Origin of the sequence: Pseudomonas sp. JH-2, assembly GCF_036231725.1 — a bacterium.
GTDB lineage: Bacteria > Pseudomonadota > Gammaproteobacteria > Pseudomonadales > Pseudomonadaceae > Pseudomonas > Pseudomonas delhiensis.
On sequence record NZ_JAZAQP010000001.1, the window covers coordinates 135,674 to 154,915 of the forward strand.

General features: G+C 68.9%; 14 protein-coding genes. All 14 read right to left on the reverse strand.

Going from position 1 to position 19,242, the window contains the following annotated elements; all coding sequences use genetic code 11:
* Positions 1 to 42: 42 nt before the first annotated feature.
* Positions 43 to 1,629: an urea ABC transporter permease subunit UrtB gene (gene urtB / locus VV867_RS00580; protein WP_328565361.1), complete on the reverse strand. Its 1,587-nt coding sequence runs from the start codon at positions 1,627 to 1,629 to the stop codon at positions 43 to 45.
* 172 nt (positions 1,630 to 1,801) lie between these two features.
* Positions 1,802 to 3,070, reverse strand: coding sequence for an urea ABC transporter substrate-binding protein (gene urtA / locus VV867_RS00585; protein WP_109933130.1), 1,269 nt, complete (start codon positions 3,068 to 3,070; stop codon positions 1,802 to 1,804).
* A 260-nt stretch (positions 3,071 to 3,330) separates the two neighbouring features.
* Complete coding sequence (locus VV867_RS00590; RefSeq protein WP_328565362.1) at positions 3,331 to 3,927, reverse strand: MarC family protein; 597 nt, start codon at positions 3,925 to 3,927, stop codon at positions 3,331 to 3,333.
* Positions 3,928 to 4,438: 511 nt separating this feature from the next.
* On the reverse strand, positions 4,439 to 7,243 hold the full coding sequence (locus tag VV867_RS00595) for a hybrid sensor histidine kinase/response regulator (protein ID WP_328565363.1): 2,805 nt from the start codon (positions 7,241 to 7,243) through the stop codon (positions 4,439 to 4,441).
* Between the two features lie 147 nt (positions 7,244 to 7,390).
* Positions 7,391 to 8,680 (reverse strand): phosphoribosylamine--glycine ligase, encoded by a 1,290-nt coding sequence (purD, locus tag VV867_RS00600; RefSeq protein WP_328565364.1) that lies wholly within the window; start codon positions 8,678 to 8,680, stop codon positions 7,391 to 7,393.
* A gap of 101 nt (positions 8,681 to 8,781) precedes the next feature.
* The gene (gene purH / locus VV867_RS00605; RefSeq protein WP_109932481.1) at positions 8,782 to 10,389 is read right to left on the reverse strand and encodes a bifunctional phosphoribosylaminoimidazolecarboxamide formyltransferase/IMP cyclohydrolase; all 1,608 of its coding nucleotides are present in this window, start codon (positions 10,387 to 10,389) and stop codon (positions 8,782 to 8,784) included.
* Positions 10,390 to 10,477: 88 nt separating this feature from the next.
* Positions 10,478 to 10,798, reverse strand: coding sequence for a DNA-binding transcriptional regulator Fis (gene fis / locus VV867_RS00610; RefSeq protein WP_009613305.1), 321 nt, complete (start codon positions 10,796 to 10,798; stop codon positions 10,478 to 10,480).
* Positions 10,795 to 11,793 (reverse strand): tRNA dihydrouridine synthase DusB, encoded by a 999-nt coding sequence (dusB, locus tag VV867_RS00615; protein WP_275628478.1) that lies wholly within the window; start codon positions 11,791 to 11,793, stop codon positions 10,795 to 10,797. The genes fis and dusB overlap by 4 nt, the downstream gene beginning before the upstream one ends.
* 227 nt (positions 11,794 to 12,020) lie before the next feature.
* Positions 12,021 to 13,553 (reverse strand): DUF3426 domain-containing protein, encoded by a 1,533-nt coding sequence (locus VV867_RS00620; protein WP_328565365.1) that lies wholly within the window; start codon positions 13,551 to 13,553, stop codon positions 12,021 to 12,023.
* Between the two features lie 75 nt (positions 13,554 to 13,628).
* Positions 13,629 to 14,507, reverse strand: a complete 879-nt coding sequence (prmA, locus tag VV867_RS00625; RefSeq protein ID WP_109936157.1) for a 50S ribosomal protein L11 methyltransferase — start codon at positions 14,505 to 14,507, stop codon at positions 13,629 to 13,631.
* Between the two features lie 147 nt (positions 14,508 to 14,654).
* The gene (gene accC, locus VV867_RS00630; protein WP_328565366.1) at positions 14,655 to 16,004 is read right to left on the reverse strand and encodes an acetyl-CoA carboxylase biotin carboxylase subunit; all 1,350 of its coding nucleotides are present in this window, start codon (positions 16,002 to 16,004) and stop codon (positions 14,655 to 14,657) included.
* A 17-nt stretch (positions 16,005 to 16,021) separates the two neighbouring features.
* Positions 16,022 to 16,486 carry an acetyl-CoA carboxylase biotin carboxyl carrier protein gene (gene accB, locus VV867_RS00635; RefSeq protein WP_328565367.1) on the reverse strand — a complete coding sequence of 155 codons (465 nt, stop codon included), beginning with the start codon at positions 16,484 to 16,486 and terminating at the stop codon, positions 16,022 to 16,024.
* 25 nt (positions 16,487 to 16,511) lie between these two features.
* The gene (aroQ, locus tag VV867_RS00640) at positions 16,512 to 16,955 is read right to left on the reverse strand and encodes a type II 3-dehydroquinate dehydratase (RefSeq protein ID WP_009613296.1); all 444 of its coding nucleotides are present in this window, start codon (positions 16,953 to 16,955) and stop codon (positions 16,512 to 16,514) included.
* Between the two features lie 141 nt (positions 16,956 to 17,096).
* Entirely contained in the window at positions 17,097 to 18,953 is a 1,857-nt protein-coding gene (gene dsbD, locus VV867_RS00645) for a protein-disulfide reductase DsbD (RefSeq protein WP_328565368.1), read from the reverse strand.
* Between the last annotated feature and the right edge of the window lie 289 nt (positions 18,954 to 19,242).

Genomic DNA, 19,242 nt, shown 5'->3' on the forward strand with positions numbered 1-19,242 from the left:
CGCTCCTACGAAAAGCGGCCGTAGCGAGGGTTGGAAGCTGGTTCAATCGATGACCCTCCCTTTCAGAGCGAAGAGCCCCTGCGGTCGTTTCTGGATGAACAGGATGATCAGCGCCAGGATCAGGATCTTGCCCAGCACCGCGCCGATCTGCGGTTCGAGGATCTTGTTCGCCACGCCCAGGCCGAAGGCCGCGCAGACGCTGCCGGCGAGCTGGCCGACGCCGCCCAGCACCACCACCAGGAAGGAGTCGATGATGTAGCTCTGGCCCAGGTCCGGGCCGACGTTGCCGACCTGCGACAGGGCCACCCCGCCGAGCCCGGCGATGCCCGAGCCGAGGCCGAAGGCGAGCATGTCCACGCGCCCGGTGGGCACGCCGCAGCAGGCCGCCATGTTGCGGTTCTGCGTCACCGCGCGGACGTTCAGGCCCAGCCGCGTGCGGTTGAGCAGCAGCCAGGTGAGCGCCAGCACGAACAGGGCGAAGCCGATGATGACGATGCGGTTCCACGGCAGCACCAGGTTCGGCAGCACCTGGATGCCGCCGGACAGCCAGGCCGGGTTGGCCACCTCGACGTTCTGCGCGCCGAACAGCACGCGCACCAGCTGGATCAGCACCAGGCTGATGCCCCAGGTGGCCAGCAGGGTTTCCAGTGGGCGGCCGTAGAGGTGGCGAATCACCGTGCGCTCCAGGGCCATGCCGATGGCCGCGGTGACGCCGAAGGCCACCGGCAGCGCCAGCAGCGGGTAGTACTCCAGCAGGCCGGGGGCGAAGCGCTGCAGCAGCGACTGCACCACGTAGGTGGAGTAGGCGCCGAGCATCAGCATCTCGCCGTGGGCCATGTTGATGACGCCCAGCAGGCCGTAGGTGATGGCCAGGCCCAGGGCCGCCAGCAGCAGGATGGAGCCCAGGGACAGGCCGCTGAAAGCCTGGCCGAGCAGGTCGCCGACCAGCAGCCGGCGCTTGACCTGGGCCAGGCTGGTGGCGGCGGCGGTGCGCACCTGCTCGTCGGCTTCCACGGCCGGCTCGAGCAGGTTCTGCAGGCGCGTCAGCGCCAGCGGGTCGCCGGATTCGCCGAGCAGGCGCACGGCGGAGAGGCGCACCTGCGGGTCGGCGTCGGCCAGTTGCAGGTTGGCCAGGGCCAGCTGCAGGGCGGCCTTCACCTTGTCGTCGGTCTCGGCTTCGCTGCGCTGGGCGAGCAGGTCGCGTTGCGCGGGCTTGGCGGTCTTCTGCAGCTGGCGCGCGGCTTCCAGGCGCAGCGTCGGGTCCTTCGCCACCAGTTGGTGGCTGGCTAGCGCGGTATTCAGCAGGCCGCGCAGGCGGTTGTTCAGGCGCAGCTTGTCGGGCTCGCCGGCGGGGGCGGCGTCGCCTTCGGCGGGGCGGTACTGCTTGTCGTCGCCGAGGAGGAAGGCGTGGTTCTGCGCGTCGACGGCGAAGCGGCCGGCCTGGATGGTCTCGAGCAGCGGCAGGCGCTCGGCCTCGGGGGCGGCGGCCCAGCTTTCGAGCAGGGAGGCGCGGCCGGCATTGTCGGCGGCGGCGAAGTCCTGCGCGGGGCCGGCGAGGGCGGGCAGGGCGAGGAGGGTGGCCAGCGCGAGGGCGCAGGTCTGGAGCAGGCGGTATAGGGCAGTGGGCATGGTGTGGTTCCTGAGAGGCTGGCGCTTGGGCTAGAGCACCCTCTCCCCAGCCCTCTCCCTGAAGGGAGAGGGGGCCGTACGGCACGCGACCGGGAGCATGGAGCTCACTGTCGCGCGTGAGGTTGGCGTGGCGTCCCCTCTCCTGGAGAGAGGGGCTCTGGCGAGCGCCGGCTCAGTTGCTCTTCACCGCGTAGTCCGGCTTCTTGTCGTTGCCCGGGATGAACGGGCTCCACGGCTGGGCGCGGATCGGCTCGGGGGTCTTCCAGACCACGTTGAACTGCCCGTCGTCCTGGATCTCGCCGATCATCACCGGCTTGTGCAGGTGGTGGTTGGTCTTGTCCATGGTCAGGGTGAAGCCCGAGGGCGCCTTGAAGGTCTGCCCGCCCATGGCCTCGCGGACCTTGTCGACGTCGGTGCTGCCGGCCTTCTCCACCGCCTGGGCCCACATGTGGATGCCGACGTAGGTGGCCTCCATCGGGTCGTTGGTCACGGCGGTGGCGTAGTTCGGCAGGTTCTTCGCCTTGGCGTAGGCCTTCCAGTCGGCGACGAACTTCTCGTTCTGCGGGTTCTTCACCGACTCGAAGTAGTTCCACGCGGCCAGGTTGCCCACCAGCGGCTTGGTGTCGATGCCGCGCAGCTCTTCCTCGCCCACCGAGAAGGCCACCACCGGCACCTCGGTGGCTTCCAGGCCCTGGTTGGCCAGTTCCTTGTAGAAGGGCACGTTGGAGTCGCCGTTGACGGTGGAGATCACCGCGGTCTTGCCGCCGGCGGAGAACTTCTTGATGTCGGCGACTATGGTCTGGTAGTCGCTGTGGCCGAAGGGCGTGTAGACCTCCTGGATGTCCTTGTCGGCCACGCCCTTGCTGTGCAGGAAGGCGCGCAGGATCTTGTTGGTGGTGCGCGGGTAGACGTAGTCGGTGCCCAGCAGGAAGAAGCGCTTGGCGGCGCCGCCGTCCTCGCTCATCAGGTATTCCACCGCCGGGATGGCCTGCTGGTTCGGCGCGGCGCCGGTGTAGAAGACGTTGGGCGACATTTCCTCGCCCTCGTACTGCACCGGGTAGAACAGCAGGCCGTTGAGTTCCTCGAACACCGGCAGCACGGATTTGCGCGACACGCTGGTCCAGCAGCCGAAGACCACCGCGACCTTGTCCTGGGTCAGCAACTGGCGGGCCTTCTCGGCGAACAGCGGCCAGTTCGACGCCGGGTCGACCACCACCGGCTCCAGCTTCTTGCCGTTCACCCCGCCCTTGGCGTTGATTTCGTCGATGGTCATCAGCGCCATGTCCTTGAGCGAGGTCTCGGAGATGGCCATGGTGCCGGACAGCGAATGCAGGATGCCGACCTTGATGGTCTCGGCGGCCTGGGAGCTGAAGGGGAACAGGCCGGTGAGCAGCAGCGCGCTCACCGCCAGGGTGCTTTTCAACAGGGGACGACGTTTCATCGCGGCAGCCTCCTTGGCTTCCTGGACCGGGGAGGGTGCCGCGCGGATTCTGGGCCGTCGCCTGTGCAGCCTCCCGAAGTGGGTAGGGGACCCCTGCGGGTCGGGAGGGCTATCGCAGCATCCGTGCCAAACAGCGCAAAGCCCTGTGGCAGAAGGCTTGCGCGGGATTTTTTGCCGCTTCGGTCAGGGTTTCCGGGGCGCTATCTTGGTGCGCCGGCGGGCTTCGTGGGCGAATCGCCCCCAAATGGGGCGCGCCGCGCTCAGCCGGCGGGGAGGAAGTAGCCGCGCACCCCGGTCATGATGATCTGCGCGGCCAGGGCGCAGACGAACAGGCCCATCAGCCGGCTGACGATCTGCAGGCCCTGCTCGCCGAGCATCCGTTCGATGCGGTCGGACAGGTAGAGGGTGGCGCCGAGGGTGAGGCAGGCGAGGAAGATCGCCAGCAGCGCCAGCAGTTTGTCCTCCCAGTGCTGGCCGACGCCCATCACCAGCAGCGCGCCGATGGTGCCGGGGCCGACGGTGATGGGGATGGTCAGCGGGACGATGGTGACGTCCTGCTGCACGTTGTCGCTCTGCACCGCCGAGCGGCCCTGGGCCATGCCCAGCGCGGAGATGAACAGCACGCTGCCGGCGCCGATGCGGAAGGCGTCGGCGGTGATGCCGAAGAGGGTGAAGATGTAGCGCCCGAACAGGTACAGCAGCACGCTGGCGACCAGCGCCGCCAGGGCCACGCGCCAGGCCATGCGCTTGCGGTCGCGCGGGGCGAAGCCGCGGCTCAGGCTGATGAAGCAGGAAAGCACGAAGAAGGGGCTGTAGAGCACCAGCATCTTCAGGTACACGCTGAACAGCACATGCATGGGGAATCTCGTCCGGCTGAGAGGCCTCTGTTTGGGGCTGAAGCATAGCGGGCGCGGCGGGGGCGGTCATTGCGCGGTGGCAATCGTCCGGGGCGGGTGGTGCTCGGGGGCGGCCAATCGCGGACGAAGTCCTACGCTGCCCGAGCCATGCCATTCCCCTGTAGGAGCGCGCCCTGCGCGCGAATCGCGGGCAGGGCCCGCTCCTACCCTGCCGGCGGGCACTGCTTCTCGTAGGAGCGAGCTTGCTCGCGAATAAGCCCCGCAGCGGAGCCTGTTCGCGAGCAAGCTCGCTCCTACGAAGAGCAACCTCGGCACGGCCTGCAAGACAGTTGCCCCTACGACGTGCGTTCCTGGAGCTGTAGGAGCGGACTCTGTCCGCGATTGGCGTCGGGTGATGCTACGGAACCGTAGGGCGAATAACCGTTCGCGGTTATCCGCCGATGGGCCGGGCGCGGGCGGTCGATGGCGGATAACGCCGTAGGCGTTATGCGCCCTACGGGGTATTCCGGTGTCAGGACGGTAGTGCCGCGTCGCTCTGCTGGCGCAGGCGGCGTTCGCGTTCGGCTACCCAGTAGGCCACCAGCTCGCGCAGTTGCGACAGTTCCACCGGCTTGGCCATGTGCCCGTCCATGCCTACCAGGCGGGCGCGTTCCTTGTGTTCGCTGAGGATGTGCGCGGTGAGCGCCACCACCGGGGTGTGCGGGCGGTGTTCGCTGGCTTCCCAGGCGCGCAGGCGCTCGGTGGCGGAGAAGCCGTCGAGCACCGGCATCTCGCAGTCCATCAGCACCAGGTCGTACTGGGTGGCCTTCATCGCGGCCAGGGCTTCCTCGCCGTTGCTGGCGGTGTCCGGGTGCAGGTCGAGCTTGCCGAGCATGCCGCGGATGACCTTGGTGGAGATGCTGTTGTCCTCGGCCACCAGCACGCGGAAGTCGCTGGGCGGGCTCAGCGGCGCGGGTTCGGTGGCCGCCGGCAGGTAGTTGGTCACGCCGCTGGGGCCGCGCTGGGCCAGTTCGTCGGCGAGGGTGGCCTTGAGCGTGTAGCCGGCCACCGGCTTGGCCAGGATGCGCTTGATCCCGGCGTTGCGGGCGATGATCTTGCTCGGCGCGTTGCTGATGCCGGTGAGCATGATCAGCAGGATGTCGTGGTTGAGGTTGGGGTCTTCCTGGATCTTGGTCGCCAGCTGCATGCCGGTCATGCCGGGCATGTCCTGGTCCAGCAGGACCACGTCGAAGTACTCGCGCAGGTGCGCCTTGGTGCGCAGCAGGGCCAGGGCCTCCTTGCCGGACGCGACCGCGCTGACGTTCATGCCCCAGGCGCTGCACTGCTGCACCACCACCTTGCGGCAGGTCTGGTTGTCGTCCACCACCAGCAGGCGCGCGCCCTGCAGCGGGCTGTCGAGGTCGGCGGTGGGGTGTTCGAGCATCTGCTGGTCCAGCGGCAGGCTCAGCCACAGGGTGTTGCCGCTGTCGCCGCCGCTGTCCAGGCCGCTCTCGATGCCCAGCTGGCCGGACATCAGCTGGATCAGCTGGCGCGCGATCACCAGGCCCAGGCGGCTGCTCAGGCGGGTGGCGGAGAGGAAGTCGCGGCTGTGCAGCTCGGCGGTGAGCAGCGCCTGGCGGTCGTTCGGGTCCAGCGGGCGGCCGCTGTCCTGCACGGCGATGCGCAGGCGCGTCTTGCCCGGCGGGCCGTCGAGGGCCACCACCAGGAGGATCTCGCCTTCCTCGGTCTGCTTGAAGGCGTTGTCCAGCAGGCTCAGCAGCACCTGGCGCAGGCGCGTGGGGTCGCCGCTGATGACCCGCGGCACCTGCGGCTGGGTGAAGCTGATCAGTTCGATCTTCTGCTGCTCGGCGCGCACCCGGAAGATCGCCAGGCAGTCCTCGATCAGCGCGCCGAGGTCGAACTGCACCTCGTCCAGCTCGATCTGCCCGGACTCCAGCTTGGAGATGTCGAGGATCTCGTTGATCAGCGCCAGCAGCTCGTTGCCGGCGCTGTGGATGGTCTGCACGTAGTCGCGCTGCTTGGCCGACAGCGGGGTGCCGAGCAGCAGCTCGGTCATGCCCAGCACGCCGTTCATGGGGGTGCGGATCTCGTGGCTGATCTTGGCCAGGAACTCGCCCTTGGCCTTGAGTTCGGCGCTGCTGGCGGCGCGCTTGCGGCTGGCGTCGAAGCTTTCCTGCTGCAGCTGGCGCTGGCGCTCGGCCAGGGCCAGGCTGAGCAGGAAGCCCACCGCCGCGGTCAGCCCGAGCAGGCCGCTGCCCAGCCAGTCGCTGTGCGTCGGCACGTAGCCGAGCAGCGCCGGCAGGCTCAGCAGCCAGGCGCTGACGAACACGCCCATGGCGATGACGAACAGGCGGGCCGGGCGGTAGCCGTGGCGCATGTAGTAGGCGGCGACGAGGAACATGCCCAGGCTGGTGATCGCCACCAGGCCGTAGAGCAGGTCGCTGGTGGGAATCTCCAAGGCCAGGTGCAGCAGCGCGCCGAAGCCCAGCAGGCCGAGGCTGCCCAGCGCCAGCAGGCGGCCCAGCGGCCGGCGCGGCGGCTGGCCGTGGAAGAAGCTGGCGGTGTAGCCCAGGGCGCAGGACAGCACCAGCAGCAGGGCCAGCTGGGCGGTCAGCGGCTGCCAGGTCTGGTGCGTGCCGTACCAGGGGCTGAGCAGGCCGAACAGCGTCAGGCAGGCCAGCAGCAGCCCGGCGTGCACGCCGGCCAGCCACAGGCCGCTGCGCACGCGGTTGTAGGCGAAGCGCACCAGGTTGTATAGCAGCAGCATGCCCAGGCAGCCGAGCAGGATGCCGAACTGCAGCGGGCGCTGCTGGCCGGCGGGGTATTCGGCGCTTTCCAGGCTGATGGTGGGGCGCAGGCTCTGGCTGGAGCTCAGGCGCAGGTAGAGGTCGAGGACTTCCGGGCTGCTGCGCAGCGGCAGCAGGATGTCGCTGTTGAGCAGCGGGCGCTGGCCGGGGTAGAGGTTGCCGGCCTGGCGTTCTTCCAGCAGCTGCGGGCCGTGCAGCAGGTAGAGCTGCAGGCTGTCCAGGCTCGGCGAGAACAGGCGCAGCTGGCGCGGCGCGTCGCTGGCCGGCAGGCGGTAGTGCAGCCAGATGGCGCCGGGGCCGGCGGGGGCGTGCAGGTCTTCGATGTCGAGGGGGCTGAACAGCGGGCGCAGGCGTGCGGAGAGGACGTCCTGCAACTGCAGGCGGCCTTCGCCGTCGTGCAGCTGCGACCAGCCGCCGACATCCTGCGCCTGGGCGAGGCCGGGGCCTGCGAGCAGGGCGGTCAGCAGCAGGCAGACTAGGAGTCCTGTGGCGTTCCAGAGCCGGCGCACGGCGAATTCCCTTCGGTGGAGAGTGGCCGGATTATAGCCAAGTGCCGACGGGCCCGGAATCCACCCGGGCCCGCGCATGGCCGCCTGCCGACCGCAGGTCGGAAAAGCGGGCGCAAAGGCAGCTCAGGCCCCGCGCCCGCCGGCCGCTCAGCCTTCGCCGCGTTCGCGGGCAATGGCGCGGTAGCCGATGTCCTTGCGGTAGAAGCAGCCGTTCCAGCGGATTTGCTCCGCCAGGCGGTAGGCCTGCTGCTGCGCCGAGGACACGCTCGGGCCGATGGCGGTGGCGCAGAGCACGCGGCCGCCGGCGGTGACCACCTGGCCGTCCTTCAGCGCGGTGCCGGCGTGGAACACCTTGCCGTCGAGCTTGGCGGCTTCGGCCAGGCCTTCGATGACGTCACCCTTGGCGTAGTCGCCCGGGTAGCCGCCGGCGGCCAGTACCACGCCCACGGTGGGGCGCGGGTCCCAGGTGGCTTCGACCTTGTCCAGCGCCTTGGCCAGGGCGGCCTCGACCAGCAGGACCAGGGAGCTTTCCAGGCGCACCATGATCGGCTGCGTCTCGGGGTCGCCGAAGCGGCAGTTGAACTCGATGACCTTGGGCGCGCCGCTCTTGTCGATCATCAGCCCGGCGTAGAGGAAGCCGGTGTAGACGTTGCCTTCCTCGGCCATGCCGCGCACGGTCGGGTAGATCACTTCGTCCATCACCCGCTGGTGCACCTCGGGGGTGACCACCGGGGCCGGGGAGTAGGCGCCCATGCCGCCGGTGTTGGGGCCGCTGTCGCCGTCGCCGACGCGCTTGTGGTCCTGGCTGGTGGCCATGGGCAGCACGTTCTTGCCGTCGACCATGACGATGAAGCTGGCTTCCTCGCCGTCGAGGAACTCCTCGATCACCACGCGCGAACCGGCGTCGCCGAAGGCGTTGCCGGCGAGCATGTCGCGCACGGCTTCCTCGGCCTCGGCCAGGGTCATGGCGACGATCACGCCCTTGCCCGCGGCCAGGCCGTCGGCCTTGATCACGATGGGCGCACCCTGCTCGCGCAGGTAGGCCAGGGCCGGCTCGACCTCGGTGAAGTTCTGGTAGGCGGCGGTGGGGATCCGGTGGCGGGCCAGGAAGTCCTTGGTGAAGGCCTTGGAGCCTTCCAGCTGCGCCGCGCCGGCGGTCGGGCCGAAGATGTCCAGGCCGCGCGAGCGGAACAGGTCGACCACGCCTTTGACCAGCGGCGCCTCGGGGCCGACGATGGTCAGCTGCACGTTCTTCGCGGCGAAGTCGGCCAGCTGCTCCAGGGCCAGCACGTCGATGGCGACGTTCTCGCACTTGGGCTCGGTGGCGGTACCGGCATTGCCCGGCGCGACGAAGACCTTCTCCACCCGCGGGTCCTGGGCGACCTTCCAGGCCAGGGCGTGTTCACGGCCGCCGCTGCCGATGATCAAAACATTCATCAATCTCTCCTTCGGAGAGAGCTGCAAGCTACAAGCTACAAGCCGCAAGCAGAGCGGGGCGCCCTGGCTTGCGGCTTGCGGCTTGCGGCTTGTAGCTCGCTTCAGTGTCTGAAATGGCGCATGCCGGTGAAGACCATCGCGATTCCGGCTTCGTCGGCCGCCGCGATGACTTCGTTGTCACGCATCGAGCCGCCCGGCTGGATCACCGCGGTGATGCCGGCCTTGGCCGCGTTGTCGATGCCGTCGCGGAACGGGAAGAAGGCGTCCGAGGCCATGACCGCGCCTTTGACTTCCAGGCCGGCGTGCTCGGCCTTGATCGCGGCGATGCGCGCGGAGTTCACGCGGCTCATCTGGCCTGCGCCCACGCCCACGGTCTGGCGGTGCTTGGCGTAGACGATGGCGTTGGACTTGACGAACTTGGCCACTTTCCAGGCGAAGATCAGGTCGTGGATTTCCTGCTCGCTGGGCGCGCGCTGGGTGACGATCTTCAGGTCGGCCTCGGTGATCATGCCGATGTCGCGGCTCTGCACCAGCAGGCCGCCGTTGACGCGCTTGAAGTCCCAGCCCGGGGCGCGCTCGGCCGGCCACTCGCCGCATTCCAGCAGGCGCACGTTGGCCTTGGCAGCGACCACCGCGCGGGCGGCGGCGGAGACTTTCGGGGCGATGATGACTTCGACGAACTGGCGCTCGACGATGGCCTGGGCGGTGTCGCCGTCCAGCTCGCGGTTGAAGGCGATGATGCCGCCGAAGGCCGACTCGGTGTCGGTGGCGTAGGCCAGGTCATAGGCCTTGCGGATGCCGCCCTCGTCCTCGGGGACCACGGCCACGCCGCACGGGTTGGCGTGCTTGACGATGACGCAGGCCGGCTTGACGAAGCTCTTCACGCATTCCAGCGCGGCGTCGGTGTCGGCCACGTTGTTGAACGACAGTTCCTTGCCCTGCAGCTGCACGGCGGTGGAAACGCTGGCCTCGCCCTTCTTCGCCTCGACGTAGAAGGCCGCGCTCTGGTGCGGGTTCTCGCCGTAGCGCATCTCCTGGGCCTTGATGAACTGGCTGTTGAAGGTGCGCGGGAAGGCGCCGCGGCCCTCGGTGGAGAGGCTGTCGCGGGCCTGGTCGATGGTGCCCAGGTAGTTGGCGATCATGCCGTCGTAGGCGGCGGTGTGCTCGAAGGCCTTCAGGGCCAGGTCGAAGCGCTGCGCGTAGGTCAGGCCGCCGGCCTTCAGGGCCTCGACCACGCCGGCGTAGTCACCGGCGTTGACCACGATGGCGACGTCCTTGTGGTTCTTCGCCGCGCTGCGGACCATGGTCGGGCCGCCGATGTCGATGTTCTCGATGGCGGTCGGCAGGTCGCAGTCGGGCTTGGCCACGGTGGCCTCGAAGGGGTACAGGTTGACCGCCACCAGGTCGATCGGCTTGATGCCGTGCTCGGCCATCACCGCGCCGTCGATGTCGCGACGGCCGAGGATGCCGCCGTGCACCTTCGGGTGCAGGGTCTTGACGCGGCCGTCCATCATTTCCGGGAAGCCGGTGTAGTCGGCCACTTCCACGGCGGCGATGGCGTTGTCCTTGAGCAGCTTGTAGGTGCCGCCGGTGGAGAGGATCTCCACGCCGAGGGCGACCAGCTCGCGGGCGAAATCGACGACGCCGGTCTTGTCGGAGACGCTGATCAGCGCGCGGCGGATGGGCAGACGGGTGGTTTGGTCGGTCATTACAGGTTCCTAGGGCTGCAGGCTGCAAGCTGCAGGCTTCAGGTCCGGGCGGCTTGCCTGCCGCCGGCGGCCTGTAGCCTGCCGCCGCTTAAAGGAGGTCGTACTGCTTGAGTTTCTTGCGCAGGGTGCCGCGGTTCAGGCCGAGCAGCTCGGAGGCCTTGGTCTGGTTACCCTTCACGTGGTCCATCACGGTCTCCAGCAGCGGTGCTTCCACTTCGCAGAGCACCATGTTGTACACGTCCGTGACCGGCTGCCCATCGAGATGGGCGAAATAGTTGCGCAGTGCCTTCTCGACGCTGTCGCGCAGGGTATGGCCTTCCTGCGTCGGCGTGTTCAGGTGCTGTTTGAGGTTCGCGTTGTCGCTCACGGGTGTCATTCCACTCACTAAAGTCTCGGTCATCGTTGTCATGCGGCCACCCCTTTTCCGTTGTCGTGGCGCTCGGCGAAGAACTGCCTGACGCTGGCGCTCTGTGCATCCGTGTTCTGCAAACGATTGAACTGGGCGCGGAACTCCGCCGCCCCCGGTAACGTCGCCAGGTACCAGCCCACGTGCTTGCGGGCGATGCGGACACCCAGCTCTTCCCCATAGAAGGCATGCAAGGCGGCGAGGTGCTCCAGCAGGATGCTTTCGACCTCGACCAGGGACGGCGCCGGCAAGGTCTCGCCGGTGCTCAGGTAGTGCTCGATCTCACGGAATATCCACGGCCGGCCCTGGGCGGCGCGGCCGATCAGCAAGGCGTCGGCGCCGGTGTGCCGGAGCACCTGGCGGGCCTTCTGCGGCGAGGTGATGTCGCCGTTGGCGAACACCGGGATGGACACCGCCTGCTTGATCGCGGCGATGGTTTCGTACTCGGCCTCGCCGGTGTACAGGTCGGCGCGGGTGCGGCCGTGCACCGCCAGGGCCTGGATGCCCGACTGCTCGGCGATGCGCGCGACGTTCACGCCGTTGCGGTTGTCGCGGTCCCAGCCGGTGCGGATCTTCAGCGTCACCGGCACTTCGACGGCGGCCACCACGGCCTCGAGGATCTCGGCCACCAGCTTCTCGTCGCGCAGCAGCGCGGAGCCGGCGGCCTTGTTGCACACCTTCTTGGCCGGGCAGCCCATGTTGATGTCGATGATCTGCGCGCCCAGCTCGACGTTGGCGCGGGCGGCCTCGGCGAGCATCTGCGGGTCGCCGCCGGCTATCTGCACCGAACGCGGCTGATCCTCGCCGTCGTGCACCAGGCGCAGGCGCGACTTGCGGCTGTTCCACAGGCGCACGTCGCTGGTGACCATCTCCGAGACCACCATGCCGGCGCCGAGGCGGCGGCACAGCTGGCGGAACGGGCGATCGGTGACGCCGGCCATGGGAGCCAGGATCAGTCTGTTGGGCAGTGTGTAAGAGCCGATGCGAACCACCGACATCGCTTCCCTGTTATGGGGCGTAATCGCTGAACGCTCCCGCGGGTCGAGGACTCGGGGAGGGTCGGCGAGAGGCCACCGGTGCTTGCAAAAAAGGGAGGGCATGATACCCGCTCTCGATGACCGGATAAAGGCGATTTTGGATAAATTCTGAACAGCCGCCGGCTTATTGCCTGGGGTTGGAAGACGAGCGGAACTGGCGTCGCGCGGGGTTCTGCGCTATGCGGGGGTCACTCCGGGGAATGGAAGCTGAGGCTGTAGTTGACCGCCTTGGGGCCCGGGTCGAGGATGTCCAGCGACACGTGGATGGGCGTCTGCGGCGGCATCTCGCTCTGCCCGGCCAGCTCGCCGCCCAGGTACTCGCTGGGCTTGAAGCTGCGGCTGGCGATCAGCTGGCCGTTGAGGTCGGCGAAGCGCAGCTCCAGCAGCGGGAAGGGCTGCGAGAAGCTGGCGCGGTTGTAGATGATCGCGTCCACCACCAGGGCGCCGCTGAAGTCCGGGTGGCTGCGCACCACCAGGTTGCTGCTGCGGATCTGCTCGACGTCGACCTTCGAGGGCAGGGTGCAGCCCAGCTGCGGGCAGAGTTCGGCGAACCAGGGGCGGTAGGCGTCCTCGCGGGCCAGTTCGTCGAAGTGGTAGGCCACGTACTGGCCGCCCAGGCCGGCCAGGGCCAGGAGGATCAGCAGCAGCCAGAGCAGGCGGCGGCCCCAGCGGCCCTTGGGCTTCTGCCAGTCCAGCTGCAGGGGTTCGTCGCTGAGGTCGTGCAGGGCTGCCTCGCCCAGGCCCGGGTCGGGACGGCGCAGTTCCCTGTCGTCCTCTTCCTCGTCCAGCGGCGTGTCCAGGCGCGGCGTTTCGCGTAGCTCCAGCGGGGGCTCGACCTCGGGCGCTTGGTCCTGCCCGGCGGCTTCTGCCTCCGGTTCTTCCAGCGGCTCGTCGTCGCGGCGGGCGCTGAAACTCGGCAGGTCGTCGTCTTCCTCTTCGGCCGCGGCGGCCACGGCCGGCTCGTCGGCTGGCGCCGGCTGCGCCTGGGGCGGCGCGACCGGCGGTTGTTCGGGTTCTGCGTCGATGCGGCCCAGGCTCGGTTCCTGGCGGCCGCCTTCGCCGGCCTGGCGTTCCTCGTCCCGCAGCAGGGCCTCGGCCCAGCGTTCGTCATGCGGGTCGCGCACCACCGGGCGGTTGCCCAGCAGGGCCTCGGCCGGCTTGGGCGCGGACTGCAGCTCGCGGAATTCCTGGGACAGCTCGAATTCGTCGAGCTTGGCCAGTTCTTCGTCGAGATTGAGGCTGTCCAGGTCGAGATCGTCGTGGATCCACAGGGTATCGTCGGTGGGCTTGGCCGCGGCGGGGGCTTCTTCCGCCGGCCTGGCCGCTGCCGGGGCGGGCGGCGCTGCCTGAATGGGGGCGGGCGCAGGGGTTGCGGCCGGGGCCACCGTGCTGTCGGCGGACGGCCGCGCGCTGTGCGGCGCCAGCGGCCAGCCGAGGGTGGCGATGCCGGGCGCCGGGACGGGGCGCGGGGGCTCGCTCGGCACGGCGGGGGCGACAGGTGCGGCGGGGGCTGCGACCGGTGCCACAGGTGGCGCCGGCGGCTGCGGCCGGGCAGGCTCGCCCGCGGGCTGCGCGGTGCCGCCCAGCATGTGTTGCGGGGCGTTGAACACCTTGAGGCAGGCGCCGCAGCGCACAGCGCCATTGGCCGCACCCAGCTGCGCCTGGTTGACGCGGAAACTGGTGAGGCAATGCGGGCACTGTGTGATGAAACTGTCGCTCATGCGGCGGTCCGGCGATAAACGGTCGCTTAGTCTAACTCAAGCCTCGGCGTGCGGGCAGTTGGCCGCCACCGCGGTTCAGCGGCGGCGGCCGCTGATGCGTACCCAGCCCTCGCGCTCGGCGGTGGGGTCCAGCTCGAAGGCGTCGGCGTAGGCGGCGCGGACTTCCTCGGCCTGTTCGGCGAGGATGCCCGACAGGGCCAGGCGGCCGCCCGGCTTGACCAGGGAAGTCAGCTGGCCTGCCAGTGAGACCAGGGGACCGGCGAGAATGTTCGCCACCACCACGTCGGCCTGCCCGGCGGGCAGGTCGGCCGGCAGGTAGACCGGGAACAGCGCCGGGTCGATGCCGTTGCGCGTGGCGTTGTCGCGCGAGGCCTCCAGGGCCTGCGGGTCGATGTCGGTGCCCAGCGCCTGCCTGGCGCCCAGCAGCAGCGCGGCGATGGCGAGGATGCCGGAGCCGCAGCCGAAGTCCAGCACGGTGTCGCCGGCCAGTTCCTGGCCGTCCAGCCATTCCAGGCACAGCGCGGTGGTCGGGTGGGTGCCGGTGCCGAAGGCCAGGCCCGGGTCGAGTAGCAGGTTCACCGCGTCCGGCTCCGGCGCCTCGTGCCAGCTGGGCACGATCCACAGGCGGCGGCCGAAGCGCATCGGCTTGAAGTTGTCCATCCAGCTGCGTTCCCAGTCCTGATCCTCGACCACTTCGACCTGGTGCCGGGGCAGCTCGCCGCCGGTCAGCAACTGCAGGTGCGCCAGCAGCGCGGCCTCGTCGGTGCCGTCCTCGAACAGGGCCAGCAGGTGGGTGTGGGTCCACAGCGGGGTGGTGCCCAGGTCCGGCTCGAAGATCGGCTGGTCCTCGGCATCCATGAAGGTCACCGAGACGGCGCCGACTTCCAGCAGCGCGTCCTCGTAGGTGGGCGCCTGCTCCGGGGTGATGGCGAGGCGGACTTGAACCCAGGGCATAGGTTTTCCTTCGGAAAAGGCTTCAAGCTACAAGCTTCAAGCAGCAAGAAAAAAACAAGGGAGCGGCCAGGCCGCTCCCTCGGGTTCGCACATGATAGCGCTTGCAGCTTGCAGCTTGCAGCTTGCAGCTTGCAGCTTGCAGCTTGCTTAGTGCTTATCCATACCCAGCTTCTTCTCCAGGTAATGGATGTTCACGCCGCCCTTGCAGAATTCCTTGTCGCGGACCAGGTCCTTGTGCAGGTCGATGTTGGTCTTGATGCCGTCGACGATCAGCTCGTCCAGGGCATTGCGCATGCGCGCCATGGCTTCGTCGCGGTCCTTGCCGTAGGTGATCAGCTTGCCGACCAGCGAATCGTAGTTCGGCGGTACGGTGTAGCCGCTGTACAGGTGCGAGTCGACGCGCACGCCGTTGCCGCCGGGGGCGTGGAAATGCTTCACCTTGCCCGGGCTGGGCATGAAGGTGCGCGGGTCCTCGGCGTTGATCCGGCATTCCAGGGCGTGGCCACGGATCACCACGTCTTCCTGGCGGACCGAGAGCTTCTGGCCGGAGGCGATGCGCAGCATTTCCTTGACGATGTCGATGCCGGTGACCATCTCCGATACCGGATGCTCCACCTGCACGCGGGTGTTCATCTCGATGAAGTAGAAGCGGCCGTTCTCGTAGAGGAACTCGAAGGTGCCGGCGCCACGGTAGCCGATCTCGACGCAGGCGCGGACGCAGCGCTCGAGGACTTCCGCGCGGGCCTTCTCGTCGATGCCCGGTGCCGGCGCTTCTTCGAGGACCTTCTGGTGGCGGCGTTGCAGCGAGCAGTCGCGGTCGCCCAGGTGGATGGCGTTGCCCTGGCCGTCGGAGAGCACCTGGACTTCCACGTGACGCGGGTTGGTCAGGAACTTCTCCAGGTAGACCATGGAGTTGCCGAAGGCGGCGCCGGCCTCGGTGCGGGTCAGCTTGGCCGACTTGATCAGGTCTTCCTCGTGGTGCACCACGCGCATGCCGCGACCACCACCGCCACCGGCGGCCTTGATGATCACCGGGTAGCCGACCTCGCGGGCGATCGCCAGGGCGGTCTCCTCGTCTTCCGGCAGCGGGCCGTCGGAGCCCGGCACGGTGGGCACGCCGGCTTTCTTCATGGCGTCCTTGGCCGAGACCTTGTCGCCCATCAGGCGGATCACGTCGGCGCTGGGGCCGATGAAGGTGAAGCCGGAACGCTCCACCTGTTCGGCGAAGTCGGCGTTCTCGGCGAGGAAGCCGTAGCCCGGGTGGATGCCGTTGGCGCCGGTGACTTCGGCAGCGGCGATGATCGCCGGGATGTGCAGGTAGGACTGCCCGGCCGGGGCCGGGCCGATGCACACGGCCTCGTCGGCCAGGGACAGGTGCATCAGCTCGCGGTCGGCGGTGGAGTGCACCGCGACCGTCTTGATGCCCAGCTCCTTGCAGGCGCGCAGGATGCGCAGCGCAATTTCGCCGCGGTTGGCGATCAGTACTTTATCCAACATCGCAGGTTCCCCGCGGCTTAGACGATGGTGAACAGCGGCTGGTCGTATTCGACCGGCTGGCCGCTTTCCACCAGGACCTGCCCGATGACGCCGCTGGTCTCAGCCTCGATGTGGTTCATCATCTTCATGGCTTCGACGATGCACAGGATGTCGCCTTTCTTCACGCTCTGGCCGACTTCGACGAAGGGCGCGGCGGTCGGCGACGGCGAACGGTAGAAGGTACCGACCATCGGCGAGCGGACGACGTTGCCGTTCAGCTGGGCGGCGGCCGGCGCGGCTTCGGCGGCCGGGGTGGCGGCGACCGGGGCGGGCGCCGCGGCCGGAGCCGGGGCGTAGGCCGGCGCGGCGGCGTAGATCGGCTGGGCGGCGGCCTTGCTGTGGCGGCTGATGCGTACCGACTCTTCGCCTTCGCGGATTTCCAGCTCGTCGATACCGGATTCTTCGAGCAGTTCGATCAGTTTCTTGACTTTACGGATGTCCATTAGCGTTCGCACTCCCAGGTGATGGTCACGGGCGTTCAAGTTGTTCGAGGGCGGATTCCAGGGCCAGGCGATAGCCTGTGGCTCCCAGGCCGCAGATCACCCCTACCGCCACGTCGGAGAAGTAGGAGTGATGCCGGAAAGGTTCACGTTTGTGCACGTTGGACAGGTGCACTTCGATGAATGGGATGCTCACCGCGAGCAACGCGTCACGTAGGGCGACACTCGTATGCGTGAAAGCCGCCGGATTGATGAGGATGAAGTCCACGCCTTCGCCGCGGGCGGCATGGATGCGCTCGATCAGTTCGTACTCGGCGTTGCTCTGCAGGTACATCAGGTGATGGCCGGCCTCGCGGGCGCGGCGCTCCAGGTCCTGGTTGATCTGCTCGAGGGTGACCGAGCCGTAGACGCCGGGTTCGCGGGTGCCGAGCAGGTTCAGGTTGGGCCCGTGCAGGACCAGTAGGGTGGCCATCGGCTTGTTGTTCTCTCGTCGCGCGGATTGGAAATTGGCCGGGACTATGCCGGAAACCGGTCGTGACTGTCCAGTCATGCCGGTTTTGCAGTAGATGTCGGCATGTTGCCTGATGATTGCTGCAGAAATATGAGGCGCGCTCTAGCGCGCGCCCGCCTGCCGCAGATGGGCGGCCAGGGTGGCCGCGTTGGTCTCGCCGACGATGCGCAGGTCGCTGTGTTCCTGGCCGCCCGCGGCGAACAGCAGCAGCGCCGGCGGGCCGAACAGGTTGTAGCGGTCGAGCAGGGCGCGCTGCTCGGCGGTGCTCTCGGTCATGTCGAAGCGCAGCAGCCGGTAGCCGGCCAGTTGCGCCTGGACGTCGGCATCCGGCAGCACCTGGCGCTCGATGATCTTGCAGCTGATGCACCAGTCGGCGTACCAGTCCAGCAGCACCGGGCGGCCATTGGCGCTGGCATCGGCCAGGGCGGCGTCGAGCTGCGCCGGGGTGGTCAGGTTCTGCCACTGGCCGGGCGTCGAGCTGGGCGGCCCGGCGTGGCTGGAGGGTTCGGAGCGGCCCAGCGGGTGCAGCGGGTCGGATTCGCCGCGCAGGGCACCGGCCCAGGCGGCCAGGGCGTAGACCAGGAACATCAGGCCCAGCAGCTGGGCGCCGCGTTGCAGCGGCGTCTTGCGCACCAGCTCCAGGGTGCCCAGGGCGATGGCCACGCCGCCGGCCAGGGCGCCCCACAGGGCCAGGCTCACCGGGCCGGAGAGCACCCGTTCCAGCAGCCAGATGGCCACCGCCAGCAGCAGCACGCCGAAGAAGTTGCGCACGCCGGTCATCCAGGCCCCGGATTTCGGCAGCACGGCGCCGCCGCCGGCGCCGAAGATCACCAGCGGGGTGCCCATGCCCAGGCCCAGGGCGAACAGCAGCAGGCCGCCGCCCAGGGCGTCGCCGGTGCTGCCGATGTACAGCAGCAGGCCGGCCAGGGGCGCCGAGACGCAGGGCGAGACCAGCAGGCTGGAAAGCACGCCGAGGGTGGCCGCGCCGGCGATGGAGCCGCCGCGGGTGTCGGCCGCCATGCGGTCCAGGCGCTCGCGCAGGAAGCCCGGCAGGCGCAGTTCGAAGACGCCGAACATGGCGATGGCGAAGGCCACGAAGAAGGCCGCGAAGGGCACCAGCACCCAGGGCGACTGCAGCATCGCCTGCAGGTTGAGCCTGGCGCCGAACAGCCCCATGAGCGCGCCGAGCACGGCGTAGCACACCGCCATCGGCAGCACGTAGGCCAGCGACAGGGTGAAGCCGCGCATGCCGCCCGGGCGCCCGCGCAGCACCACGCCGGAGAGGATCGGCAGCATCGGCAGCACGCAGGGGGTGAAGGTCAGCGTCAGGCCGGCGAGGAAGGCGATCAGCAGGCCGCGGTCGAGCTTCTTGATCTTGCCGCTGCCTTCGCCCTTGAGCAGCGCCAGCAGGTCGTCGACCACCGCCGGCTCGCCGGAATCCACGGCGGCCCCGGCCGCGGCGGCGGGCTTGGCGCCGAGGCTGGCCTCGCCGCTGGCGGAGACCTGCACCTGGGCGGTTTCCGGGGCGTAGCACAGGCCCTTGTCGGCACAGCCCTGGTAGGTGACGGTGAGGCGGTAGGGCAGCTTCCGCGGGTTGTTCACCGGCACCCTGACGTCGGTGATGGCGTAGTAGACCTGGGAGTCGCCGAAGTAGTCGTCGTGGTGGGCCTTGCCCGGCGGCAGCTGCACCTCGCCGAGGCTGACCTCGGCCGGCTCGACCTGGAACTTCATGCGGTGGCGGTAGAGGTAGTAGCCCTCGGCGTTGACGAAGCGCAGCAGCACCTGCTGGGCGTCGCTGTCCTCGACGCTCAGGCGGAAGGCCTCGGCCACCGGGAGGAACTTGCCGTCGGCCGGCGCCGTGGCGCCGAAGCCGGGGGCGGCGGGGGCCGGTTTGTCGAACAGGCCGGCCGTGGCGGGCAGGGCGACCAGGAACAGGAGCAGGGTCAGCAGGCGGCGCATGGAACTCTCGCGGGCTTTCTGGGTGGCGGCATGATAGCCGAATGCGCCCGGCCCCTGGCCACCCCGGCGGGGCCGGCTGTGACAAGACGTGAGCGACCGCACTGCGACCGGCGCGCGCCGCCCGGGTTCCCGGGCCTGCGGCAATCGGGCGCGCAAGTGCTTGCCGGCTGCGTCGAAATGCTCTTCGTAGGAGCGAGCTTGCTCGCTCCTACCAAAAGCCGTGCGTGTGGGCCGGTGGGGGGCGGAGTCGCGATGGGTATCGCTTCGCTCAACCCATCCCACGGGGCGT

Coding starts and splice junctions, on each gene's coding strand:
- VV867_RS00620 (WP_328565365.1), bottom strand. CDS start 13,553: ATGAGCGACAGTTTCATCACACAGTGCCCGCATTGCCTCACCAGTTTC.
- dsbD (WP_328565368.1), bottom strand. CDS start 18,953: ATGCGCCGCCTGCTGACCCTGCTCCTGTTCCTGGTCGCCCTGCCCGCC.
- aroQ (WP_009613296.1), bottom strand. CDS start 16,955: ATGGCCACCCTACTGGTCCTGCACGGGCCCAACCTGAACCTGCTCGGC.
- urtA (WP_109933130.1), bottom strand. CDS start 3,070: ATGAAACGTCGTCCCCTGTTGAAAAGCACCCTGGCGGTGAGCGCGCTG.
- accB (WP_328565367.1), bottom strand. CDS start 16,486: ATGGACATCCGTAAAGTCAAGAAACTGATCGAACTGCTCGAAGAATCC.
- urtB (WP_328565361.1), bottom strand. CDS start 1,629: ATGCCCACTGCCCTATACCGCCTGCTCCAGACCTGCGCCCTCGCGCTG.
- dusB (WP_275628478.1), bottom strand. CDS start 11,793: ATGTCGGTGGTTCGCATCGGCTCTTACACACTGCCCAACAGACTGATC.
- purD (WP_328565364.1), bottom strand. CDS start 8,680: ATGAATGTTTTGATCATCGGCAGCGGCGGCCGTGAACACGCCCTGGCC.
- purH (WP_109932481.1), bottom strand. CDS start 10,389: ATGACCGACCAAACCACCCGTCTGCCCATCCGCCGCGCGCTGATCAGC.
- prmA (WP_109936157.1), bottom strand. CDS start 14,507: ATGCCCTGGGTTCAAGTCCGCCTCGCCATCACCCCGGAGCAGGCGCCC.
- VV867_RS00590 (WP_328565362.1), bottom strand. CDS start 3,927: ATGCATGTGCTGTTCAGCGTGTACCTGAAGATGCTGGTGCTCTACAGC.
- fis (WP_009613305.1), bottom strand. CDS start 10,798: ATGACAACGATGACCGAGACTTTAGTGAGTGGAATGACACCCGTGAGC.
- accC (WP_328565366.1), bottom strand. CDS start 16,004: ATGTTGGATAAAGTACTGATCGCCAACCGCGGCGAAATTGCGCTGCGC.